23 protein-coding genes and 1 pseudogene are annotated in these 23,806 nt (G+C 56.2%); 14 read left to right on the top strand and 10 right to left on the bottom strand.

Going from position 1 to position 23,806, the window contains the following annotated elements:
• Positions 1-89: 89 nt before the first annotated feature.
• Entirely contained in the window at positions 90-1,538 is a 1,449-nt protein-coding gene (gene ansP, locus F3J28_RS05935) for an L-asparagine permease (RefSeq protein WP_008458826.1), read from the top strand.
• Between the two features lie 92 nt (positions 1,539-1,630).
• Here ansP and F3J28_RS05930 read toward each other — a convergent pair whose 3' ends face one another.
• Genes F3J28_RS05930 through F3J28_RS05920 form a run of 3 tightly spaced genes read right to left on the bottom strand, consistent with a single transcriptional unit; the run spans position 1,631 to position 3,445 of the window.
• Positions 1,631-2,290 carry an anti-sigma factor gene (locus F3J28_RS05930; protein ID WP_166873686.1) on the bottom strand — a complete coding sequence of 220 codons (660 nt, stop codon included), beginning with the start codon at positions 2,288-2,290 and terminating at the stop codon, positions 1,631-1,633.
• A complete protein-coding gene (locus F3J28_RS05925; protein WP_166873683.1) occupies positions 2,287-2,841 on the bottom strand; it encodes an RNA polymerase sigma factor in 555 nt (184 codons plus the stop codon). Before F3J28_RS05925 ends, F3J28_RS05930 begins: the two co-directional genes overlap by 4 nt.
• Positions 2,842-2,884: 43 nt before the next feature.
• Positions 2,885-3,445: a fasciclin domain-containing protein gene (locus F3J28_RS05920; RefSeq protein WP_166863824.1), complete on the bottom strand. Its 561-nt coding sequence runs from the start codon at positions 3,443-3,445 to the stop codon at positions 2,885-2,887.
• A 227-nt stretch (positions 3,446-3,672) separates the two neighbouring features.
• Between F3J28_RS05920 and pqqU the strand changes: the two genes are divergently transcribed.
• A complete protein-coding gene (gene pqqU / locus F3J28_RS05915; protein ID WP_166873680.1) occupies positions 3,673-5,820 on the top strand; it encodes a TonB-dependent receptor PqqU in 2,148 nt (715 codons plus the stop codon).
• 47 nt (positions 5,821-5,867) lie between these two features.
• Positions 5,868-6,323 carry a GNAT family N-acetyltransferase gene (locus F3J28_RS05910; protein WP_166873677.1) on the top strand — a complete coding sequence of 152 codons (456 nt, stop codon included), beginning with the start codon at positions 5,868-5,870 and terminating at the stop codon, positions 6,321-6,323.
• On the opposite strand, the gene F3J28_RS05905 is transcribed toward F3J28_RS05910, so the two are convergent.
• Complete coding sequence (locus F3J28_RS05905) at positions 6,300-7,199, bottom strand: LysR family transcriptional regulator (RefSeq protein WP_166873674.1); 900 nt, start codon at positions 7,197-7,199, stop codon at positions 6,300-6,302. The genes F3J28_RS05910 and F3J28_RS05905 overlap by 24 nt on opposite strands.
• 114 nt (positions 7,200-7,313) lie before the next feature.
• Here F3J28_RS05905 and F3J28_RS05900 point away from each other — a divergent pair, with 114 nt between their 5' ends.
• From F3J28_RS05900 to yidZ, 3 genes are all read left to right on the top strand, one after another.
• On the top strand, positions 7,314-7,826 hold the full coding sequence (locus tag F3J28_RS05900; protein WP_166873671.1) for an SRPBCC family protein: 513 nt from the start codon (positions 7,314-7,316) through the stop codon (positions 7,824-7,826).
• A gap of 204 nt (positions 7,827-8,030) precedes the next feature.
• Positions 8,031-9,215 (top strand): MFS transporter, encoded by a 1,185-nt coding sequence (locus F3J28_RS05895; protein ID WP_166873669.1) that lies wholly within the window; start codon positions 8,031-8,033, stop codon positions 9,213-9,215.
• The gene (yidZ, locus tag F3J28_RS05890) at positions 9,184-10,164 is read left to right on the top strand and encodes an HTH-type transcriptional regulator YidZ (protein WP_166873666.1); all 981 of its coding nucleotides are present in this window, start codon (positions 9,184-9,186) and stop codon (positions 10,162-10,164) included. The genes F3J28_RS05895 and yidZ overlap by 32 nt, the downstream gene beginning before the upstream one ends.
• Positions 10,165-10,238: 74 nt before the next feature.
• Here yidZ and F3J28_RS05885 read toward each other — a convergent pair whose 3' ends face one another.
• Together F3J28_RS05885 and F3J28_RS05880 are read right to left on the bottom strand one after the other, a co-directional pair.
• Entirely contained in the window at positions 10,239-10,814 is a 576-nt protein-coding gene (locus F3J28_RS05885; protein ID WP_008458805.1) for a PadR family transcriptional regulator, read from the bottom strand.
• An 11-nt stretch (positions 10,815-10,825) separates the two neighbouring features.
• Positions 10,826-11,590 (bottom strand): siderophore-interacting protein, encoded by a 765-nt coding sequence (locus F3J28_RS05880; RefSeq protein ID WP_166873663.1) that lies wholly within the window; start codon positions 11,588-11,590, stop codon positions 10,826-10,828.
• 261 nt (positions 11,591-11,851) lie between these two features.
• Between F3J28_RS05880 and F3J28_RS05875 the strand changes: the two genes are divergently transcribed.
• A complete protein-coding gene (locus tag F3J28_RS05875) occupies positions 11,852-12,073 on the top strand; it encodes an HP1242/YdcH family protein (protein WP_008458803.1) in 222 nt (73 codons plus the stop codon).
• A gap of 50 nt (positions 12,074-12,123) precedes the next feature.
• Here the strand turns inward: F3J28_RS05875 and F3J28_RS05870 are convergent, their stop codons facing one another.
• From F3J28_RS05870 to F3J28_RS05860, 3 genes are all read right to left on the bottom strand, one after another.
• Entirely contained in the window at positions 12,124-13,512 is a 1,389-nt protein-coding gene (locus tag F3J28_RS05870) for a type 2 periplasmic-binding domain-containing protein (protein ID WP_166873659.1), read from the bottom strand.
• 106 nt (positions 13,513-13,618) lie between these two features.
• Positions 13,619-13,930, bottom strand: a complete 312-nt coding sequence (gene yqfB, locus F3J28_RS05865; protein WP_166873657.1) for a N(4)-acetylcytidine aminohydrolase — start codon at positions 13,928-13,930, stop codon at positions 13,619-13,621.
• Positions 13,931-13,969: 39 nt separating this feature from the next.
• The gene (locus tag F3J28_RS05860) at positions 13,970-15,172 is read right to left on the bottom strand and encodes an NAD(P)/FAD-dependent oxidoreductase (protein ID WP_166873654.1); all 1,203 of its coding nucleotides are present in this window, start codon (positions 15,170-15,172) and stop codon (positions 13,970-13,972) included.
• 172 nt (positions 15,173-15,344) lie between these two features.
• On the opposite strand from F3J28_RS05860, the gene F3J28_RS05855 reads away from it, so the two are divergent.
• From F3J28_RS05855 to F3J28_RS05845, 3 genes and pseudogenes are all read left to right on the top strand, one after another.
• The gene (locus tag F3J28_RS05855) at positions 15,345-15,851 is read left to right on the top strand and encodes an RrF2 family transcriptional regulator (RefSeq protein WP_008458799.1); all 507 of its coding nucleotides are present in this window, start codon (positions 15,345-15,347) and stop codon (positions 15,849-15,851) included.
• Between the two features lie 265 nt (positions 15,852-16,116).
• A pseudogene (locus tag F3J28_RS05850) lies at positions 16,117-17,076 on the top strand (PLP-dependent cysteine synthase family protein); the annotation flags it as partial.
• Between the two features lie 22 nt (positions 17,077-17,098).
• A complete protein-coding gene (locus tag F3J28_RS05845) occupies positions 17,099-18,241 on the top strand; it encodes a trans-sulfuration enzyme family protein (protein ID WP_166873648.1) in 1,143 nt (380 codons plus the stop codon).
• Between the two features lie 123 nt (positions 18,242-18,364).
• Here the strand turns inward: F3J28_RS05845 and F3J28_RS05840 are convergent, their stop codons facing one another.
• On the bottom strand, positions 18,365-19,021 hold the full coding sequence (locus F3J28_RS05840) for a GntR family transcriptional regulator (protein WP_166863791.1): 657 nt from the start codon (positions 19,019-19,021) through the stop codon (positions 18,365-18,367).
• 184 nt (positions 19,022-19,205) lie between these two features.
• Here F3J28_RS05840 and F3J28_RS05835 point away from each other — a divergent pair, with 184 nt between their 5' ends.
• The 4 genes from F3J28_RS05835 to F3J28_RS05820 are packed head-to-tail and all read left to right on the top strand — an operon-like array spanning position 19,206 to position 23,801.
• On the top strand, positions 19,206-20,699 hold the full coding sequence (locus F3J28_RS05835; RefSeq protein WP_166873646.1) for an ABC transporter substrate-binding protein: 1,494 nt from the start codon (positions 19,206-19,208) through the stop codon (positions 20,697-20,699).
• Positions 20,696-21,556, top strand: a complete 861-nt coding sequence (locus F3J28_RS05830; RefSeq protein ID WP_166873644.1) for an ABC transporter permease — start codon at positions 20,696-20,698, stop codon at positions 21,554-21,556. Before F3J28_RS05835 ends, F3J28_RS05830 begins: the two co-directional genes overlap by 4 nt.
• A complete protein-coding gene (locus F3J28_RS05825) occupies positions 21,556-22,470 on the top strand; it encodes an ABC transporter permease (RefSeq protein ID WP_166873641.1) in 915 nt (304 codons plus the stop codon). The genes F3J28_RS05830 and F3J28_RS05825 overlap by 1 nt, the downstream gene beginning before the upstream one ends.
• The gene (locus F3J28_RS05820) at positions 22,467-23,801 is read left to right on the top strand and encodes a M20 family metallopeptidase (RefSeq protein ID WP_166873638.1); all 1,335 of its coding nucleotides are present in this window, start codon (positions 22,467-22,469) and stop codon (positions 23,799-23,801) included. Before F3J28_RS05825 ends, F3J28_RS05820 begins: the two co-directional genes overlap by 4 nt.
• Positions 23,802-23,806 lie beyond the last annotated feature (5 nt).

Genomic DNA, 23,806 nt, shown 5'->3' with positions numbered 1-23,806 from the left:
CCTCGCCCTCTTTTTCACGGCCTCCGCAGCCAGAATTAACGGGCGGAAAAGGACGGCGCTTTTTAACTCAAAGGCAGACAGGAATCTCAATGAAAACAAAGACTGAAGCGGAACACCGCGCCGCCAAACGGCGCTGGTTGAATTCTCAGGACTCGGGGTATCACCAGGCGATGGGCAATCGCCACGTGCAGATGATTGCTATCGGCGGTGCCATCGGTACCGGCCTGTTCCTCGGCGCAGGTGCGCGCCTGCAGGCAGCAGGGCCCGCGCTGGCGTTAATTTATCTGGTTTGCGGCATTTTTTCTTTCTTCATCCTCCGCGCTTTGGGCGAGCTGGTTATCCATCGCCCGTCCAGCGGCAGTTTCGTCTCCTACACCCGTGAATTCCTCGGTGAAAAAGCCGCCTACGTTTGCGGCTGGATGTATTTCGTCAACTGGGCGATGACCGGTATCGTGGACATCACCGCCGTGGCGCTCTACATGCATTACTGGGGCGCGTTTGGCGATGTGCCGCAGTGGGTCTTCGCCCTCGGCGCGCTCGCCGTGGTCGCGGCGATGAACATGATTGGCGTGAAATGGTTTGCCGAGATGGAGTTCTGGTTTGCGCTGGTCAAAGTATTGGCTATCGTCGCCTTCCTGATCGTCGGCACCATTTTCCTCGGCACCGGGAAACCGATTGACGGTAACAGTACCGGGTTCCATCTGATAACCGATAACGGCGGTCTCTTCCCCCACGGTCTGCTGCCTGCGCTGGTACTGATTCAGGGCGTAGTGTTCGCCTTCGCCTCTATCGAATTAGTGGGTACCGCCGCCGGGGAATGTAAAGACCCGAAAACCATGGTGCCGAAGGCCATTAACAGCGTTATCTGGCGTATCGGCCTGTTCTATGTTGGCTCCGTGGTGCTGCTGGTTCTGCTGCTGCCGTGGAACGCCTATCAAGCGGGGCAAAGCCCGTTCGTGACCTTCTTCTCGAAGCTCGGCGTGCCTTACATCGGCGACGTGATGAATATCGTGGTGTTAACCGCCGCGCTCTCCAGCCTGAACTCCGGTCTGTACTGCACCGGGCGTATTCTGCGTTCGATGTCGATGGGCGGTTCCGCGCCACAGTTCATGTCGAAAATGAGCAAGAATCAGGTGCCGTATGCCGGGATTCTGGTCACCAGCGGCGTGTACGTGCTTGGCGTGTTCCTCAACTATCTGGTGCCTTCGCAGGTGTTTGAGATCGTGCTGAATATGGCGTCTCTGGGCATCATCACCTCCTGGGCGTTTATCGTGCTGTGCCAGATTCGCCTGCGCAAGGCGATTAAAGAAGGGAAAGCGGACGACGTGAGCTTCAAGCTGCCGGGCGCGCCGTTTACTTCCTGGCTGACGCTGCTGTTCCTGCTTGGCGTGCTGGTCTTGATGGCGATGGATTACCCGAACGGGACGTTCACGATTGCTTCTATTCCGGTGCTGGCGATTCTGCTGACGCTGGGCTGGTTTGGCGCCCGCAAGCGCGTGCATGAAGTGGCTCAGCAGGTTCACGATCACCACGAGTAGTGCCCCTCACCCTAACCCTCTCCCCACCGGGGAGAGGGGAATACGTGTCCCCTCTATCACCTTCCTCGCCATCACATTCGCAGTAAACTCATTCACAATACCCCGCTAAACACCACCGGGCCGGTCGGCTGCCCGGTTGGCGAACCGCCCTGCGGCTCAAGGCTGATGGCGATCGTCACACCTCGTGACAATGTCACGTTTCCGTTGCTCACCTGAGTCACAGATTGACTGTCCAGAAGCCCCAGAGAGACAGGCTTCGCGCCCACGGGAATCGCCCAAAGCTGCAGGCTATTGCTGGCGGAGATGGAGGCCGGCTGCAGCGGCGTCAGGCGCAGCGTTTTACGGTCGCTGTCGGCGCTCACCAGCCACTGCCCTTGCTGGCTGGCACCGTTAAGCACCATAAGTGGTGCCAGTTCCGGTGCTTTGCTACTGAAGTATGGCACCAGCGCAACCGCAGCAAGCCCGGCGGCAAGCGCCCAGCCGAGATAGTTCCAGTTCCAGCGCGAGCGCACGACGGCATTACGCTCGGGGGGCAGGCTTAGCTGAATTTTCTTCCACACCGTTTCCGGCGGAAGCTGAGGCTGGGTCTGGCTGTCCAGTCCACCAAGCAGGGTTTGCCAGCGGCCCACGAGCGCGGCGAGATCCGGCTCGGCATGGAGACGTTTTTCGAAGCGCAACCGGGCACTCCCGCGCAGCGTGCCCAGCGCGTATTCAGAGGCCAGGGCGTTATCTATTTCTTGGCTGCTGTTCATAGTCCGACGCAATCCTTAAGGTGATCCAGCGCCCGGCGGATCCAACTTTTCACCGTGCCGAGCGGCTGCTGTAGCCAGTCGGCAATATCGCCGTGGGACATCCCCTGATAGTAGGCCAGCACCACGCTCTGCCGCTGCTCGCTGGTCAAATTGTCCAGACAACCGCGCAGACGACCTGCCTGTTGTTCATCGCCCCAGCCGTTGTCCCCTTCACTTTCTATTTCCGCAGCGTTGTCGCTGAGTTCGTTTTCCTGATTTGCCGCACGGGACTGGCCGCTACGCAGCCAGTCGATACAGCGGTTACGCACAATGTGGGTCAGCCAGGTCACGGGGGCGCTGATGGCCGGATCGTAGCCTGAAGCTTTATTCCATACCGTGAGAAAAGCATCGTGCAGAATCTCTTCGGCCCACGCCCGGCGCTGCACGGTACGCAGCGCCACGGCAAACAAATGGGGGGACGTCAGGCGATAGAGTTGTTCAAATGCGCGGCGGTCGCCTTCAGCAACCGCCCGCATCAGTTTTACCTGCTGTTCTACCAGAGTTTTATCCATAATTTTCTCGACCAGGCGACGGGCCTGGATCGAGTATAGACACTCACTTCGGCATCAGTACGGTATCAATCACGTCTATCACGCCATTTTTCTGGTTCACGTCATAGGTGCTGATATTGGCGATGTTGCCTTTCCCGTCTTTAATCTGAATATTGTGCGGGCCATTGTTCATGATCCACAGCGGCTGGCCGTTCACCGTTTTTAATTCTGCGCTGCCGCCACCCTGCTGGATTTTTTTCTCCAGCGCTTTCATGTCGTATTTCCCTGCCACCACGTGGTACGTCAGGATGCTGGTCAACGTGGCTTTATTTTCTGGTTTCACCAGGTTGCTGACCGTGCCCGCCGGCAATTTGGCAAAGGCGGCATCGGTTGGGGCAAAGACGGTGAACGGCCCTTTGCTCTCCAGCGTATCGACCAAACCAGCGGCTTTCACCGCCGCAACCAGCGTGGTGTGATCTTTAGAATTCACGGCGTTCTCAACAATATTTTTTGACGGGTACATCGCAGCCCCGCCGACCATTACGGAATCGTTCGTCATTGAGGCAATGCTCAGCGTACTGAAAAAAGCGGAGGCGCACACGGCGGAAGCAAAATACTTGTTCATGTTGAATTCCTCAATTGTAGGGAGCAAGAGAGTTGCTCACAGTCTGATATACGATGGAGGGTGCGCCGCTGGATGCAGAAAAAATTAAAAATATTTCGCCGTTAATTTCCTCAGTCATAACCCATTGTTAACGTTACGTGCGCTAATAATTTTCAAAACTTAAACACAAGAACTAACATATACAGTTCACAATCCTGACAATTGCGCATACCGTAAAACACTCCCCGATGAAGAAACCCCAGAACAAGACGCTCCACACGCATAAAACCGCCCTTTCCCTTCTCCTGATCCCGGCTTTAGCTCCCGGCTTTACGCAAGCCGCTGACACACAGGCCAAAGACGAATCCACGCTGCTGGTCACCGCTAAACCGACAACCGTTTCTGAGCTCGATACGCCAGCCGCGGTCAGCGTGGTGTATGGCGATGATTTGCGCCAGGCAGCTCCGCGGATTAACCTGTCGGAGAACCTCGGCAGCGTGCCGGGACTGCAAATTCAGAATCGCCAAAATTATGCTCAGGATCTGCAGCTTTCCGTGCGCGGCTTTGGCTCGCGCTCGACGTACGGCGTGCGCGGCGTGCGCATGTATGTGGATGGCATCCCGGCCACCATGCCCGATGGCCAGGGGCAAACGTCCAATATCGATTTGAACAGCGTGGACAGCGTGGAAGTGCTTCGCGGCCCGTTCTCCGCGCTCTACGGTAACTCTTCCGGCGGCGTGGTTAACGTCAAAACGGAAACAGGCCGACAGCCGCCAACCGTTGAGGCCAGTAGTTACTACGGTAGCTTTGGCAGCTGGCGCAACAGCGTGAAGGCCACCGGCTCAACCGGCGACGGCACGCAGGCCGGGGATGTGGACTATGCAATTTCCGCCTCGCGCTTTACAACGCACGGCTACCGTGACCACAGCAGCGCGCAGAAGAATCTTGGGAATGCAAAGCTCGGCGTCCGCCTGAACGATGTCAGCAAGCTGACATTGCTGTTCAACAGCGTGGATATTGACGCCAACGATCCCGGCGGCCTGACCGAGCAAGAGTGGCGCGATAACCCAACGCAGGCACCCCGCGCCGATCAGTACAATACGAGGAAAACAACGAAGCAAACCCAGGGCGGCCTGCGTTACGAGCGCCAGCTCAGCGAGCACGATGATTTAAGCGTGATGATGTACGCGGGCGTGCGCGAAACAACGCAGTATCAGTCCATTCCTGTGTCAGCGCAAAAAAACGCAAACCATCCTGGCGGCGTGATCCAGCTGGCAAGGCATTACCAGGGCATTGATACCCGCTGGACGCACAACGGCGAACTCGGCAGCGTGCCGGTCAGCTTCACCACCGGGCTCGACTACGAGACGATGACCGAGAAGCGCAAAGGTTACGAGAACTTTGTGACGGTCAATGGCGCGACGCTGCTAGGGGAACAAGGTAATCTGCGCCGCAACGAACGCAACCTGATGTGGAACCTCGACCCGTACCTGCAAACCACGTGGCAGCTCACCGACAAACTCAGCCTGGATGCGGGCGTGCGCTACAGCTCGGTCTATTTTGATTCCAACGATTATTACATCGTCGGGACAAACGGCGACGACAGCGGCAGCGCCAGCTATCACAAGTGGCTGCCTGCGGCGTCGCTGAAATATGCCGTCACCGACGGCTGGAATATTTACACTTCCGCTGGCCGCGGGTTTGAAACGCCGACCATTAACGAACTTTCTTACCGCGACAACGGCGCGTCCGGGCTTAACTTTGCTCTGCAGCCGTCCACCAGCACCACGGTAGAAGTGGGCAGCAAAAACCGCGTTGGCAATGGCCTGTTTACCGGCGCCCTGTTCCAGACCGACACCGATAATGAGATCGTGGTTGATCAAAGCGGCGGCGGGCGTACCACCTATAAAAATGCCGGCGAAACTCGCCGCCGTGGGCTGGAACTTTCCCTCGATCAGCAGTTTGCCGCCGACTGGCGACTGAAAATGGCCTGGACGTACCTGGAGGCGACCTACCGCACCAACGTATGCGGGGCAAATGACTGCCGCGGTAACCGAATGCCGGGCATCGCCCGCAACATGGGTTACGCGTCGTTTGGCTACGCGCCTGAAGACGGCTGGTATGCAGGCGCGGATGTTCGCTACATGAGCGATATCCAGGCGAATGACCAGAACAGCGCCAAAGTCCCGACCTGGACCACCGTGGGATTGAATACCGGCTACAAGCTGCACGTGCGGCAAAACTGGCTGCTGGACATCTGGGGACGAGTTGATAATCTGTTCGACCGCGATTACGTCGGATCGGTGATTGTCAATGAAGGCAATAGCCGCTATTTCGAGCCAGCACCGGGTCGTAACTATGGCGTGGGCGTCAACGTCAGCTACAGCTTCCAGTAAGTTTTTCCCCTCCGGCTTTTGTCGGGGGGAGATTAAAAAGGAATTTTATGTCACCTAATCTCACCCTTCGGGATGCCACGCTGGCGGACATCGAGACTATTTTCACCATCCGAACCAGCGTCAAAGAGAATCATCTGTCGCGCGAAGAAATGGCCGAAATGGGCATCACACCGCAGACTATTGCCGAGATTATTGCCGAATCGCCGTGTATCTGGCTGGCAGTCGTGGACGGTGAGCCAGCGGGGTTTGCAATGGCGATTGCCGAAGAGGCCTGCCTGTTTGCCATGTTTGTTCTGCCTCAGTTTGAAGGCCAGGGCGTCGGCAGACTGCTGCTGGAAAAAGCCGAGGCGTTTCTCTTTGCTCAGCAGCCCACTATCTGGCTTGAAACGGCGGCAGCCAGCCGCGCCGCTGCGTTTTATCAGCGCCACGGCTGGCTGGCTGTGGGTGAGCAAGGTGGGGAAGATATTCGCTTCGAAAAATCACGCCCCGCAGCTGCGAAATAACAACTCCCTTACCCATCGGTGCGCGCTGTCGTGATGCGTGCGCGCATGCCAGGCGGCGACTTTGGTAAAACCAGGGATCGCCAGCGGCGGCTGATGGCTGACGATATTCGCTTGTCCGGCAATAAGCCTCGCGGGTACCACGGCCATCAGATCGCTGGTTTTTAAAATCTCGGTTAAAAATAAGAAGCTCTGCACCGACAGGCTAACCCGCCGCGAACGCTTTATTTTTTGCAAAGCGCTGTCGGTCACGCCGCTAAACTCCCCGCCGCTCCACGACACCAGCGCATGATCGCAGGCGCAAAACTGATCCAGGGTGATCCGCTGCTGCCGGGCCAGGCTATGCTGCTGCCCCATCGCACAAACGTAATGCTCCTCATAAAGCGTATGAACGTGGAGGTCAGCCGGCAGCGAAAAAGTCGTCATGATGGAAAGGTCCAGCTCGCCGCTTTCAAGCATCGGCTGAAGCTGGCCGTCAACCGGCGGGCGCACCGAGACGCGCATATTCGGCGCTTCACGCCGGAGTGCATTAATAAAAGGCAGCACGATGGCCTGCAGCGCGTAGTCCGTGGCCGCGAGGGTAAACGTCAGCGTAGACGTTTTAGGGTCGAACTCAGCCGGGCGCAGCAGCAGTTCAACTTCGTGCAGGATGCGTTTCACCGGCTGCTCGAGCTGTAACGCTCGCTCCGTTGGCACGATGCCCCGCTGGCTGCGGATAAACAGCGGATCGTCGAAGCTTTCGCGCAGCCTCGTCAGCATCCCGCTAACGGCAGGCTGTGTCAGGGACAGGCGCGAGGCGGCCCGCGTCACGCTGCGTTCCTGCAGCAGAGCGTCGAAGGTTTTCAGTAAGTTAAGATCCAGACTGCGTAAATCGCGCATCGCTTGCCTCCAGATATAAAATCACATTATATCTGAGATAAAATTTGACGATTGGTTTTATATCCAGCGTGTCGATATTCTCGCCTCACAGCAACGAAACGTGAGGAATCCAACGTGCATTCAATTCATTGGCCGCAGGGCTTTATCCCCGGTTTTAGCGACAACTTCGCTTCTAACGAAATCATTATGACCGGACTGGACGCCAGTGAAGTCTGGCGCTGGCTGACGCAAACCTCGGCGTGGGAACGCTATTACAGCAACGTGTCCGATATTGTGTTTCATGATGCCAGCGGGCCGACGTTAACGGCAGGGTCGCGCTTCCGCTTTACGACCTTTAGTTTCCCGGTTGAAGCCGAAGTGGTGGAGTTTGTTGCCCCGCAGGGGGAAATCCCAGGCCGTCTCGCCTGGCACGGCTGGGTTGGCAGCGCAGAGTCTCCCGAGCTGGACGTGCATCACGCCTGGCTGATTGAGAATCTGTCGTCTGGCCGGGTACGCATCTTGACTCAGGAAACGCAAAACGGGCAGCCCGCGCGTGACCTGGCGAGCACGTTGCCTAACCCTATGCTAAACGCACATCAGGAGTGGATTTGCGGCCTGGCAAATTATGCGCTGAGCCAGAAGAAATAGCGTTAAGGTTTTTGCCCCGCCGTCTGTGCCGTCTGCCAGCGTTATAAAATACCCACCCTGTAGCGCTGTTCCTCATCGGCCAGCGCTCTCCCCGGCCGTATCGCGTGCTAATTTCCTTACAGGAAAAGAGTGTTGTCCAGATGGCAATTCGTATCTGCAGGATTCTCCCCTTATGCTGAGCGTCGCTATTACACTGAGGACGCCATGACACGCTTTCTAATCTGCAGTTTTGCCCTGATTTTGCTCTACCCTGCGGGCATTGATATGTATCTGGTCGGTTTACCGCGTATTGCGGCCGATCTTAACGCCAGCGAGGCGCAGCTGCATATTGCCTTCTCCGTTTATCTTGCCGGAATGGCCTGTTCCATGCTTTTTGCCGGCCGCGTGGCGGACCGCTCGGGGCGTAAGCCGGTGGCAATATTCGGTTCGGTGATTTTTATTGCCGCCTCCCTGATATGCGCCTCGGCGCAGCACAGCACGCTGTTTCTGGCGGGCCGGCTGGGTCAGGGGATCGGGGCGGGAGCCTGCTACGTGGTCGCTTTTGCAATTCTGCGGGATGCCCTGGATGAGCGACGCAGAACCAAAGTGCTCTCGTTAATGAACGGAATCACCTGCATCGTGCCGGTGATGGCGCCGGTGCTGGGGCATCTGATTATGCTTATTTTCCCGTGGCAAAGTTTGTTCTATACCCTGACCGGAATGGGGCTCGCGGTATTGCTGCTTTCCCTGCTGGTACTGAAAGAGACGAGGCCAGCAGCCAACGGTGCCAGCTCATTGGCTTCTTTGCCGAAAGCCGAATCGCTGATTAACCGTTTCTTCCTCAGTCGGCTGGCCATAACAACCCTTAGCGTAACGGTCATCCTCACCTTCGTTAACACCTCCCCCGTGTTATTGATGGAGGGGCTGGGCTTAGCTCGCGGGGAATACGCCACCACAATGGCGTTAACGGCCGTCGTCAGCATGAGCGTTTCATTCTCTACTCCGTTTGCCCTGAGCGTATTTCAGCCCCGCACAATGATGATAGCGTCTCAGACGCTGTTTCTGGCGGCGGGTATGCTCCTGAGCATGGCCGATTCAAACTTGCTCACGCTGGTCGGACTCACGCTTGTGTGCGCAGGTTTCTCCGTCGGATTTGGCGTGGCCATGAGCCAGGCGCTGGGGCCATTTTCACTTCGGGCAGGAGTAGCCAGCTCAACGCTCGGAGTGGCACAGGTGTGTGGTTCATCATTGTGGATATGGCTGGCCGCCATTTTGCGTATCGATGCGCTGAATATGCTGATCGGAATTCTGATTGGCTGTAGCATTGTCAGCCTTTTACTGATTTTCCTTGTCGCCTCTCCCAGAGCCGTAGTTGAGTATGAAGAAAACAATCAACAGCCTCGATCTTAATTTGCTGCTCTGCCTGCAGTTGCTGATGCAGGAGCGCAGCGTCACCCGCACGGCAAAACGGCTGAGCGTCACGCCTTCGGCGATCAGCAAATCGCTGGCAAAACTGCGGGCGTGGTTTGATGATTCATTATTTGTAAATACTCCTCAGGGACTCGTCCCTACGCCACTGATGGTGAGCATGGCGCAGGAACTGGCGGACTGGATGCAAATGAGCCATCAGCTGCTGGATAACGCTCACCATGAGACGCCGAGCGGACTGAAGTTTGAGCTTGTGGTTGAATTACCGCTGATGATGATCATGTTCAACGCCCTGTCGCAGCAGATTTATCAGCGCTATCCTCAGGCGACTATCAGGCTGCATCACTGGGATTACGACGCGCTGGACGCCATTACGAGTGGAAGTGTGGATGTTGGTTTCACCGGCCGTGAGAGCTATCCGCGTTCTCAAGGACAGCTGAGTCTGCCCTTGTCTATCGACTGTGAAGTGCTCTTTTATGACTCTCCCTGTGTCTGGCTGAGGGAAGATCATCCGGCTCTCCAGGAAGAGTGGAACCTGGACACTTTTTTGCGCTATCCCCATATCAGTATTTACTGGGAACAAAGCGATACCTGGGCGCTGGATGATATCCTGAGAGAAATGGGGCGCAAGCGGGATATTGCGTTGAGCCTGCCGGGATTCGAGCAGTCTCTGTTTATGGCCGCTCAGCCCGGGCACTCTCTGCTGACGACCGCTCCGGGCTACTGCCGGCATTACGGCCAGCTTCACCACCTGCCGCTGGTCTCCCGCCCGCTGCCGTTTGATGCCGGGCTTCTGCAAAAATTCCGGGCACCCTATATGATGATCTGGCACAAACGTAACCGGCATAACCCGAAAATTATCTGGCTCAGGCAGGCGATTAAGGCGCTTTATGCCGATCTCGTTATCGGCGGTAAAACAGCCAATGTCTAAACGTTTTCCAGCTAAGCAAGGCCGATAGAATCCCGGCGCGAGTGAATGTTTCTTCCCCCGCGCCAGGGCAGGCTCTAGCTGCGTTCGATGTCTTTTGCCGCCTGATCCAGCGTGTCGATAATCTTATACAGCGTCTCTTTTGACAGCTCGGCGCTGCCCAGTTTGGCGTGCAGCGCCGTTTTAAAATTATGAATAGCCCGCTGCACTTCGGGCAAACGGCGGTTGTCGCCGAGAACGCCAAGGGTAGCGAGTCGAGTGGTCACCGCTTCCAGTTCGAGCTGCTGCTCTTCAAGCGAGGTTTGTCCTTCCGCCGTCAGCGTGAAGGATTTTTTCCCACTTTGTCCTTCGCCCACGGTAATAAAGCCCATCTCCTCCATCAGCGTCAGGTTCGGGTAAATAATACCGGGGCTCGGCACATATTCCCCTTTCGCCATCCCTTCGATGGATTTGATCAGTTCATAGCCGTGGGCCGGGCCATTTGCCAGCAGATGCAGGATCAGCAGGCGGATATCGTTGGCGTCAAACAGACGTTCGCGGCGATGGCGAGCGCGCCCCTCCGGGTGGCTTTGCTCATGGCGGCCATGACCGCCCCTGCCGCGATGCTGTTCGTGGCGCTCGCATTTGTGCTGTCTCAGATGATGAATACGCATAGTTTGGGACCTTATTTGTCATGCCAGTAGGCGACGGCGCGCACCAGGTCGGCGTCCAGGCCGCGGTCTTCCAGCAGGTAATCTCCCAGCGCTTTAGCCTCTTTGCCTTCGCCAACAATCCAGATGTAATAGTCGTCGGCAGGGATCTCAATCTGCTTCAGGTACCCGGCGATCTCCGCGTGAGTCAACGCCCGCACATTTACCGCAGGGAATTCGTTCAGATAGCCCAGGCTGTCGGAATGGTGGCAGTTAACCAGGACTTCGACCTGAACATCCTGACTCAGCGACTGCAGACGGCGGCGCACCGCAGGCAGCCCGCTTTCATCGGTCACGTACAGCTGCCAGTGATAATCCGTTGGGGTGACCAGAGAGCCCCGTGGGCCACCGATGAACAGCTTGTCACCCGGCTGCGCATCTTTCGCCCAGCTGCTGGCTACGCCGCCGTCGTGTAAATAGAAATCCAGGGTTAATTCACCGCGTTCGGCATTGAAATCCAGCGGCGTATAGTCACGCGACTGTGGGCGAGCCCCCTCTCCCCAGACAATGCCCTCGCTGGTGACCTGTGGCGGAGTGAATTCGCCATTTTCAGCCGGGAAGAAGACTTTGATGTGGTCGTCAAATCCCTGGGAAGAGAAATCTGCCAGCTGTGGGCTGGTGAAGACCAGGCGGTAAAACGTATTGGCAATCAGCGTTTTCGTTTTAACCGTTAATTGACGAAACTTCAGTTCGTTACGAACCCGAACCGGCACTTTTTTAGCGTTATTTTGCGTTGTCATAGCGTACCTTTTAGGTGTGTAAGATATATCACAGACATATCTTAGTGTACGACTTTGCGTCTGTCTTTATCATTTTGCGGCGTTATCATCAGGTTTAAGCAATCAGAATGACATCCATTCCGACAGCGTGCCGCCGGGATCGCAAATTGACAAAACGATGCTTTTTTGTACTTTCCCTTATCGCAAATTCGGTTCTAAACTGAAGTTGGCATCAGCCAGTTGTTAATCCACTCACCAACCTACTGACCAGGGAGGCCTGACATGTTTCCTGAGTACCGTGATTTGATTACCCACCTGAAGTCCGAAAACCCCCGCTTTCTCAGCCTGTTTAACAAACACAACCGTCTTGATAGCGAGATTTTGCGCAAGGAGGGGCCGCAAGGGACGGGATACAACGATGAAGTTGTGCAGATGAAGAAAGAAAAACTGAGGGTAAAACAAGAGCTTTATCAGATGTTGAAACAGGCGAGCCAGCCGGCCTGATAGCATTGAAACCGGGGAAGGGTTTGCCCTTCCCTTGTTGTCTCCAGAGGTTACAGCCCCACACCCAGCGCCCGCAGTATGCCAATCATTTTCCCAGCCCCCAAATAGTTCAGGTGATCGCCGTCGCGGAAATCTTCGCGTGCAAAAGCGGGATGTTCTGAGAGGTCGATAAAACGCGACTGCGCCCCTTCAAGGTCTGTAAAATATTGGCGATGCGTCTGTTTCATCTCAGCATCAAGATTGCCCACGTAGTCTGACGGGAAAGGCGGCGTTAGCCAGATAACCTTTTTGCCTTTTGTCGCCAACTGGACGCTCATCTCAGCCACGCGGGGTTTATTCTCTGCAAGCGTTGTCTGGTGCTTCACTGATTTCGAGTGAGAGATCCCCCGCTTTCGAGCTTCCTCTTTCTGCTGCATGGCAGGGAGTGAGTCGCTGCGGGCAAAGACAAGGCGTGCGGACTCACAAATTTGCTCCCTGGCATTATTATCCTCGAGTCCATTTATCGCTTGCCCTTGCACCGGCGTCGGCATCACCAGCCGGCTAAACGCCTGCATGCCGTCGGCGGTTATCCCTTCTTCCGGTTTGATCCTGTAATGGCTATTGAGCTGGCTCCAGGCGTGGATGATTTGCTGGTTAAAGCCATCTTTTGTTTTTAACAGGTCGCTGTACAGATCAAAGAAGCCCAGGCAATACACAAAGTTTTGCACGTGCGGATAACGCTCAATAATATGCGCCGTTAATTGCTGGGCCTGCTTCAGCCCCAGGCTGTGGGTAGAAAGATTTATGCTGTGTTCAAACAGCGCGTCAGGGAAGCCATAAAAACTGTAGGAGTTACCTATAATGACTGTTCTGACGTTTGGATTAGCCAGCGCGGTATATTGCTGCGCCAGCAAATGCGTGTACTGAGTAGCTGTTGTGCTTAAGGGAATGAAATTATCAATCAGCAAATCGTACAACGAAATGCAGCCTATGGCCTGAGGATGTTCAACCGCAAAGGCCAGCTTTAATCCCTGCGGATCGTAGAGAATAAAAGGGGCCGTGCTGGCGGAAATTTTGTTATGAAAAGCGGTGATTTCCTGCTGATTTGTCTCTTCATAACTGAGGTAATAGAGGTTATTGATGGCCGAATCTCTGAAGCGCGACCCGAGCATTTGCAGCTTGTTCAGCTCGCCAAAATAAAAAATATCGATACCGTTGCGCGCCAGCGCGCTCAGCCAGAAAAGATAGAGTGACAGGTAGAGTTGATTCAGGTTTTGCTGTTTACCTTCCAGCCAGTCACTCAGGGCATTAATCAAATCGAGCGTAATATTGCTTTCATCCAGGCACGTCTGGTTTGAGAAAAGATAATCGGCGAGCCTCTGAGGAACCTGAGCCGCCTGCTCAGCGTTTTCTATGTCCCTCAGAAAATGCTGGAGCTGTTTTAAAAAGTGATTTTGCATAATGTCTGGTTGTATTCGCGCAAGAAGTATCGCTGATACTACCAGCCACCAATACAAGCAAACGCACGATTACCCCCCTTCCATCATGCTAATCTCGGGCGAAGGATTAGCTCACCAGCCGGAACGAAATCTCGTACAACGCATTCAATCCCGGATAGATTTCACCAATCACCTGTTTAAGCTCTGCCAGCGTCATGTTCTCCTGGCGGGCGTGTTCCTCGTCCAAATCATCAAGCAGCACCGGCTTCACACTGGTCACGTCGATCGTACAGAAATAGACGTCATCTTCGTAGCGGCCCACGCGCAAACGCTGGCCGGGCTGAAAATGGGATTCGCTGCTGTCGCGCAGTGTAATCGTTTTTAGCCCGGCGATAATGTCGTGCTCAAAGCGGCGGAAAAAAGTGATATCGTTAGCCATGCTACCTCCTGATAAACATTCGGCAGCATGATAAATCCCTTAGACGAACGGCGCTAACGGATCCGCCGTTTCAAAGGCGATTTTTCTGTCTGCCACCGGCGGGTAAATGAGTTCCTGAGTAATCGACAGCTTAATTTTCTTCGCTTCCTCGCGCACGTGCGTCACTTTTTGCTCCCAGCCTTCGGTAAACACCGCGCCCCAGCCGCCGAGATCGAGACAGGTGACATAGTTAATCTGGCGGTATGGCAGTGGAGTGATGTCCAGCAGGCTTGCCGCCACGTTATAGCCCACAAAGCGGCCCAACATGATGGCGTGCTGGCAGGTCATGAGCGCGAGGTTGCCCTGTTCATCCGTCTCGGCACGCGCCACATCCCCCGTCGCAAAAATAGCTGGCTGCCCTTCCACCCGCAAAAAGGCATCCACGTGCAGACGGCCTTGCTTATCACGCGAGGCATTAATCTGCGCGGTTAGCGGGCTGGCCTGCACGCCAGCGGTCAGAATTACCGTGCTGGAGGCGATCCGTTCGCCGTCGGCCAGTACAATGCCGTTCGCATCAATTTCGCGGACGTCGGTATTCAGTCGCCACTCCACGCCCAGCTCTTCGCTGGCGGTCGCAATAACATCCCGCAGTTCGCGGCTGTAGCGACCGCCGATTTTATCGCCCCGTTCCACCACAATAACGCGAGCATTTGTTTCCTGGCCCAGTACCGCGCGCAATCTTCCCGGCAGTTCGGTCGCCATTTCAATGCCTGTAAAGCCACCGCCACAGACAATGACCGTGTTGCGGGCTTCGCTTTCCGGCTGCTGCGCTAAGTCTGAAATGTGCTGCTCCAGGCGCAGGGCGCTCTCGAGCTGGTCGAGGTCGAAAGCATGCTCTGCCGCGCCGTCGATCAGGTCGCGCTTGAGGTTGCTGCCGGTAGCCAGAACAAGCCGATCGTACTGTCGCGGTGTGCTATTGCCCTGCTCGTCACGGTACCAGACGCACTGATTGACGCTGTCGATACGCTGCGCCTCGCCTTTCACAAAGGCCACGCCGGTGACGTCGAACAGCGGCTGAAGAGGAGCGACCAGCGAAGCCACCTCGGTTTCGTAAAAACGTGGGCGAACGCGCAGCTCAGGCTGGGGAGCCAGCACGGCGATCTCAATGTCGTCACGGTTATGCATCGCCACCAGTCTGGCCGCGCTCAGGGCCGCCCACATACCGGCAAAGCCGGCGCCAAGGATCAGGATCTTCTGTTGCATGGTTCTACTCCGGTAAAGGCCCTCAGTGGCCAACGACTGCGACTATACTTGTCGCAGTTAACTACGACAAGATCTTTCGGAGTTTATTTTTAATCCTCTGTTTTCGGGGTTACAGATTGCATCACGTGAGTAAAATCCCTACATTACCTGGATTAAATGAGTCGGAGGCAGCATGGCGTTTTACAGTTCGGGCGTGGAGTACGGCATTCATAGCCTGATATGCATGGTGGATGGCAAAGGCGAAGGCCGCGAAATGAACGTGCGCGAAATCGCCGAACTGCAGGGCGTGCCCTACGACTACCTCGGTAAAATTTTCACCAAACTTTCCAGGGCTGGGCTGGTCATCAGCAGCGAAGGTAAAGGCGGGGGATTTATCCTTTCTCGCCCGCCGGACCAAATCAGCGTGCTGGACATTGTGGCAGCCATCGACGGTGAAAAAAGTATTTTCGACTGCAAAGAGATTCGCCAGCGGCTGGCCGTGTTTGAAGCAACGCCGCCCGAATGGGCCTGCGAAGGGATTTGCGGCGTGCGCGCGGTAATGAACATTGCCCAGCAGCGTATGGAAGAAGCGCTAGCCCAGCATACCGTACTGGATCTGGCCCGCCGCATGTACCGCAAGGCACCGGATGAATTTGTTATCGAAGTCCAGGACTGGATCCGCGACCGGCGGAGCAATTAGCCTGTCGCTTAGTACAATTTCGCAAGTTCAAAGCCAGCCAGCGCATAAGCCGCTGGCTTTTTTGTTTAAAAAACAGGCTTAAACCGGCAAAAGATGGCTCGTTTAGCCATCCCCCATTCCGGACATCCGAACGGCTTTCCTTCCCTACCGCCAGAACAGCACATTATATTACTTTCCGATCTAAACGACGGGTTTATGTTCTTTAGAAGCGTCAATTCGCCGCCCTATCATTCCATACATGAACACTTTTCATGTTGAGAGAACGATGATTGCCGATTCCGTCCTGGACCTGATAGGCCATACCCCGCTGCTGCGGCTTAATCACCTTGATACCGGCCGCTGCGAGCTGCTGCTTAAGCTGGAAAACCAAAACCCCGGCGGTTCAATTAAAGACCGCGTTGCCCTGTCGATGATCGAACATGCCGAGCGCAGCGGTAAGCTGCAGCCGGGGGGCACGATTATTGAAGCCACAGCGGGCAACACCGGGCTGGGGCTGGCGCTGATTGCCACGCAAAAAGGGTACCCGCTGATTCTGGTGGTGCCGGACAAAATGAGCCAGGAAAAGATTTTCCACCTGCGGGCGCTGGGCGTGGACGTGCGCCTGACCCGCTCGGACGTCACTAAAGGCCACCCGGAATATTACCAGGATTACGCCCTGCGGCTGGCGGCAGATATTCCGGGCAGTTATTACATCGATCAATTTTCTAACGCCGCAAACCCGCTGGCCCACACCAGCGGCACGGCCGTTGAGCTTTGGGAGCAAACCGGGGGCCACATTGACGCCATCGTCGTAGGCGTCGGTTCCGGCGGCACGCTGGGCGGCCTGCAGCAGTTTTTCCACCAGCATTCCCCGCAAACCGAGTTTGTGCTGGCCGATCCCTGCGGATCCATTCTTGCCGATGTGGTTGAGCACGGTAGACATGGCGAAGTGGGCAGCTGGCTGGTGGAAGGCATCGGTGAAGACTTTGTGCCATCGCTTGCCGACTTTGAGCGCGTCCAGCACGCATACCGGATCGGCGACCGCGAAGCGTTTTCCACGGCCCGCGAATTGCTAACCCACGAAGGCATCCTGGCGGGTTCTTCTACTGGCACCCTACTCGCCGCCGCCTTGCGCTATTGCCAGGCACAGAACACGCCGAAACGCGTGGTCACCTTCGCCTGCGATAGCGGTAACAAATATTTATCAAAAATGTTTAACGATCAATGGCTCAGCCAGCAAAACCTGGCGTAACTATTAAGGAAAATTCATGAATAAATTTGCTACCCAGAGCGTGCACAGCGGTACTTTCGAGGATGCACACGGCGCGGTGATGCCACCGATTTATGCCACATCGACTTTTGCCCAACCGGCACCTGGCCAGCATACCGGTTTTGAATACTCGCGCAGCGGCAACCCCACCCGCCAGGCGCTGGAAACGGCGATTGCCGAACTCGAAGGCGGCCAGCGGGGTTACGCGTTTGCTTCTGGCCTCGCGGCTATCTCAACCGTGCTCGAGCTGCTGGACAGCGGCAGCCATATTATCGCCGTTGACGACGTGTACGGCGGCACATGGCGACTGATTGAAAACGTGCGCAAACGCAGCGCCGCGCTCCAGGTAAGCTGGGTAAAGCCTGACGATCTCGACGGGCTGCAGGCGGCCATTCGGCCTGAAACACGCATGATTTGGGTGGAAACCCCCACCAACCCGCTGCTTAAGCTGGCAGACCTGGCGGCGATTGCGGATATCGCCAAACGCCATCACCTGATAAGCGTGGCCGACAACACCTTCGCTTCGCCTGCGCTTCAGCGCCCGCTGGAGTCCGGGTTCGATATCGTGGTGCACTCTGCCACCAAATACCTGAACGGCCATTCTGATGTTGTCGCCGGGCTGGCGGTGGTCGGCGCTAATGACGACCTGGCGCAGCAGCTTGGTTATTTGCAAAATGCGGTCGGCGGCGTGCTCGACCCGTTCAGCAGTTTCCTGACGCTGCGGGGTATTCGTACTCTGGCGTTGCGCATGGAACGCCACAGCAGCAACGCGCTCCAGCTGGCAGAGTGGCTCCAGACGCATCCTGAGGTAGAAAAAGTCTATTTCCCATGGCTGGAGACTCATCCGCAGCATCAGCTTGCGCGCCAGCAAATGTCGCAGCCTGGCGGCATGATTTCTATTGTGGTTCGCGGGAATGAAAAACGAGCCGAGGAAGTGATCCGCAAGCTGAAGCTGTTTACGCTCGCCGAAAGCCTGGGCGGCGTGGAAAGCCTGGTCAGCCAACCCTTCAGCATGACCCACGCTTCTATTCCGCTCGAACAGCGTTTAAGTAACGGCATTGTGCCGCAGCTAATTAGATTGTCGGTGGGGATTGAAGATGCCGGAGATTTGCGGGCCGATCTCGCGCAGGCGCTGAGTTAGCCGAACGCCAATTAATGCTGCCATAAATATAAATGATGGCCTTTTGCTGGCTCTGAGCACATCCAGAGTAATACAAAAGGCCATTTATTTGCTGTGCGTTAATAAATTAAAGACGTTTAGTCTTTAACCAAAGTACTGTCGGCGTAAAATATCTGCTCCGTCGTCTATCGCTTTATGAATTGCTTTCACGCTGCGCTTTTCATCTTTTTCGGCCAGGGCTTCCAGCAGATCGTCGTAATTATGATGCCCCTGAGTCATTTCTTCCGACTGCGGGTACAGATAATTAAAGCATGGTCCAATGCGCACCCAAAGCTGCTCAATTAATACGGTAAGCGTTGGCATCTCTGCGTACTCAAACAGTTGGAAACGAAACTCCCGATTGGCCTGCAGCGCCGCCTCAACGCTGATATGTTTCGCTTCAAGAAACGCATCGCAAAGCTGCTGCAAACGGGCGAGTTTGGTTTTATCCATGTAACGCGCCGCCTGCTCTACCGCCATACCCTCCAGATTTTTACGGATGGTTGTAATTTCGTGGTAGCGCCCCAGAGAAATTTCAGGCACCAAAAAAGCCTGCGCCGGCGTCGCGTCCAGTGCGCCAGAAGAAACAAGACGTAAAAGCGCTTCACGCACAGGCGTAATGCTGGTGCCAAGCTGCTCTGCAATCTCTTTGGTCACTAATCTTGCGCCGGGTTTTAAGGTTCCCACGATCAACGCACTCTTTAACCTGCCCTCGACTTGCATGGTTAAACTCATTCTTTGCGCTTTTTCTAAGTCAAGCATGTTTATTTCCTATAGCAAAATAACTACTTTGTATTTGCAGTTTAATAACTGGCTTGTCATCAATGGAGTATATAGGATATATCATGTACTCTTACCACAAATTTATACCACCATGCGAATTAACCTGACGAAACATTCGATATCCGTCAATAATTTAGACGGTAACGTATAGGGATTGACTACAATGAAAGCATCTGGCCGTAAGCTCGCAACTCTGGCTGTATTAATTAGCCTGGTAACCCCCTTTAGCTACGCAAGTGAATTAGTTATAGCCCAACCTGCTTCCGCCACCGCGATGGATCCCGGTTTTCTTAAAGAAGCCGCCACCCTGGTGGACAATATTTTCGATACGCTGGTCCTGCGCGATAAAAACATGCAGCTCCAGCCCGGTCTTGCCACCTCCTGGAAAGCGCTGGATGACACGACCTGGCAATTCGATCTGCGCCCTGGCGTTACGTTCACCAACGGTGAACCCGTTAACGCGGCGGCAGTGAAATTCTCTATTGACCGCATTCTGGACCCGGCCAACCACGCGCCAACCATCTCTTACATCCGCACCATCAAGTCGGTAGAAGTGACCGGCGACTATCAGATTCGTATTCACACGGATGGCCCGGACCCGTTGCTGCCAACCCGTATGAGCCGTTATCCGACCTACATCGTGCCGCCTGCCTATGTAAGTAAAGTCGGTGCTGCGGAATTTGCACGAAAACCTATTGGTAGTGGAGCATATACATTAAAAGAATTTATACCAGATGAACGTGTCGTTATGCAGGCTAATCCACATTATTGGCGTGGAAAACCTACAATTGACCAGGTGACATGGCGTCCAATCCCGGAAGCAACTGCCCGCATTACCGCCCTGTTAACAGGGGAAGTACAGCTGGTTGACAGCGTCCCTGCTGACCTCGTTTCTACGCTGAAAAATAAACCGGGCATTCATCTTGAACAGGTGAAAGGCGGCGGATTGACTATTTACCTCGGCCTGAAGAATGGTGAGAAACCTTTAAGTGATGCCCGCGTTCGACAGGCGCTGTCGCTGGCGCTGAATCGTCAAGCCTATACCACCCAGCTGCTGCACGGTTTTGGTACGCCAACCGGCACCATGGCTGGCGCCAAGGACTTTGGTTACCTCAATGTTCCGGCCCCTGAGCAGGACATCGCCAAAGCTAAAGCCTTGCTTAAGGAAGCGGGTTACCCGGACGGCTTCACGCTGAAATTCCAGGCGCCGCGTCGCTATATCGCCAGCGCCGAAGTGGCTCAGGCGATTGTGCAGGACCTGGCTGCCATCGGCGTGAAGGCGCAGCTTGAGGTGCCTGAGTGGTCCGTCTATACCCAGCAGGTGGCTTCCGGTAAACAGGCGGAAATGTACATGCTGGCGTGGGGCTCAACCCAAACCCTGGATGCCGATGCCGCGCTGTACCCTATCCTGCACTCCGGCGAGCCTTACTCCACGGTCAGCAACCCTGAACTGGATAAACTGCTGAACGCCAGCCGCTCAACGGTAGATGCGAAGAAGCGTGAAGTTATCCTGCAGGATATCCAGAAAGTTGTCGCCAAAGAGCAGCCGCTGATCCCGCTGTACCGCGAGGATTCTCTGTATGCCAACAGCGACAGCCTGAACTTTACCGGTCGCGCCGACGCCCGCATCCCGCTGTATGATTTGAGGCTGAAATGATTTTTCCCGGACGCGCCCTGACCCGTCGCCCTCGCCGCCTGATCTCAGGTGACGGGGCGCTGGGGGGCTTATTGCTTGGCATCGTGATCCTGCTGGCACTGGTGGCCCCGTGGCTGCCCTTGCCCGACCCGTTAACCAACAACCTGGCGGATACCTTCCTGCCGCCGGGCAGCGAAACGGCAAGCGGGATGCACTGGCTCGGCACCGATCAGCTCGGGCGCGATTTGCTGGCAAGGATCCTGGCGGGTACCCGCCTATCCCTGACGGTGGTGTTACTGGCGGCGGCAATTGCCGCCGTTATCGGCACCCTGCTGGGCATGCTGGCAGGCTATGTTGGCGGCTGGCTGGATGCCGTTATCATGCGCCTGATGGACATCCAGCTGGCGGTGCCGTTTATTCTGCTAATTTTGCTGGTGATGGCGCTGTTCGGCACTTCACTGGAAAACATTATTCTGATCATGGGCGTGACCAGTTGGGCGATTTACGCCCGCGTGGCGCGCGCCAAAACGCTCGAGCTACGCGAACTGGAATACATCGAAGCCGTTCGCGCCATGGGCTTTTCCACGCCGCGTATTCTGCTGCGACATATTCTGCCTAACCTCGCCACGCCGCTGGTTGTTCTGCTGACGCTGGATATTCCAAGGCTGATTGTCCTCGAAGCCTCCATTGGCTTTCTCGGGATGGGGATCCAGCCGCCAACGCCTACGCTCGGCAACCTGATTGGTGAGGGCCGTTCCTACATGCTGCTGGCGGAATGGCTGGTGCTGTGGCCGGGGCTGATTATCGCGGCGCTGGTGGTCGGCTGTAACCTGCTCGGCGACAGCCTGCTGCGTAAAACCCACACGAGGCTCGACTGATGCTGCGCTACATTCTTTCCCGCTTCGCGCAGGCCGTGCTGGTGATGTTTGGCGTCTCGCTGCTGATCTTTTACAGCCTGCACCTGACCGGCGATCCTGCCGCGGTGATGATGCCGCCCGGCTCTTCCCAGCAAGAAATAGACAACTTCCGCCACGCAATGGGTTTTGACCGTCCGCTGCTCTGGCAATACGGCCATTACCTGACCGGCCTGCTGCACGGCGACCTTGGCCTGTCGCTCCGCTATGATCAGCCAGTGACCGAGCTTATCGCCCAGCGCGTGCCTGCCACGCTGCTGCTGGCCGTTTCTGCCCTGGCGTGGAGCACCGTAGTTGGCCTGCTGCTTGGCCTGGTGAGCGCGGTCTGGCGCAACAGCGTTTGGGACTTACTCGCCCGCCTGTTTGCCTTCAGCGGCCAGGCCGTGCCGGTATTCTGGCTGGGTCTGTTGATGATTATCTGGTTCAGCCTGCATCTACGCTGGCTGCCCTCCAGCGGCTACGGCACCTTCAGCCATCTGATCATGCCCGCCATCAGTCTTGGGGCCTATTACATGAGCGCCATTGCGCGCCTGGTGCGTGCCAGCCTGATCGACGTACTGGCTCAGGATTACATCCGCACGGCGCAGGCCAAGGGGCTAAGTTCGTGGCGGATCCTGATTCGCCACGGCCTGCGCAATGCGCTGATCCCGGTCGTCACCGTGCAGGGAATGTATTTCGCTTCCCTGCTGGGCGGCGCGCTGGTCACCGAAATTATTTTTGCCTGGCCCGGCATTGGCCGCCTTGCGGTGCAGGCCATTCAAAACCGTGACTTCCCGCTGGTGCAGGCGATTGTCCTGCTGGCCGCGCTGGTGTTTGTGGTGGTGAACCTGATCATTGATTTGCTGTATGTGGTACTGAACCCGAGGATCCGGCTATGAAGTCACTCGATGCAACGCTGGATCTCCTGCACCAGCTGACGCCTTTCCGCAGCGTGGCGGGCAATATCGACCAGCAGCGCGACCTGGCGCAGTGGCTCGAGCGTTGGTTAATTGAAGAAACTGATGCTGAAGTGCTTTACCCGGTCAGCCAGCAGCTTCAGGACGACGCACCGCCGCTGGTACACGTGCGAATTAATATCGGCTCACCACGAACCCTCGTGCTGTACAACATGTACGACGTGATGCCAGCCGAAGAAGATGGCTGGGAGGTCGATCCGTTCGTGGGCGGGCTCAAACACTGGTCGGATAAAGGCGATGTGTTTATTTCCCGCGGGGCTGAGAACAACAAAGGCCCGCTGGCAGGCATGCTGAGGGTGGTGCGCGATCTCTACCATTCGGGCCGCCTGCATACCAACATTGAAATCCTGCTGGAAGGCGAAGAAGAGATTGGCAGCGGCAACCTGCGCCGTTACCTCGCCCGGCAGCCTTGCCCGGTTTCCCCGGCAGAAGCGGTGCTTTTCCCTTCCCTGTGCGAATACGGTGGCGGCGCACCGCGCATTTACCTCGGCTTCACCGGCCGCAGCGGTGGCCGCTTGGTAGTCAAAGGCGGCAGCTGGGGCGGCCCGAAGGCGGCGATTCACGCCAGCAACGCCGCATGGATCGATAGCCCAGTCTGGCGGCTGGTGCAGGTGTTAAGCACTCTTGCCCCGCCTCACGCCAACGGCGTGCTCGAAACGGGCGAGCTGGACGAAGAAGCCAGCTCCATTCTGGACGACCTCGCGCGGGAATTTAACCTGGCGGACGAACTGACCTTCCGCCGCAGCGAAAAATACGCCATCACTGGCGACAGTTTCAGCAACCTTGCATACCTGCTGGGCAGCGCGGTGCTAAGCGTGTCGGAGATAGCCAGCCTGCCGCGCGGTGCTCAGGGCGTGATCCCCCCGGAAGCCTTCGCCGATGTGGTGCTAAGAACACCGCCCGTCGTCGATGGCGAACGCCTGATGCGGCGCATAAAAGAACAGCTTGCCAGCCCGGCACTTGCCGGAGCGGTGCTCGAGCCGGGGGACAGCTACCCCGGCTACCGCTTCAGCATTGATGACGTCGGCGTGCTTGAGCTGATGGCGAGCTATCACCAACAGCAGGCAAAACCGCAAATCTGGCCCTGGGCGCCAGGCTGCGCCCCGGCCTACGCCTTCGCCCCTGTGGCACCAGCCTTCCTGATCGGCGGCCTGGGCTACGGCGGCAACGCCCACGGCGTGAACGAATTCGTCACGCTCAGGGGCTTACAACGCTACCAACAATCGCTTAATGACTGGCTACTTGCCTTTTAAATACG

It is taken from the genome of Enterobacter sp. Ap-1006 (genome assembly GCF_011752835.1).
Lineage (GTDB): Bacteria > Pseudomonadota > Gammaproteobacteria > Enterobacterales > Enterobacteriaceae > Cedecea.
The sequence above is the reverse complement of the archived record's forward strand: the minus strand, read 5'-3'. Positions and strand labels throughout refer to the sequence as shown.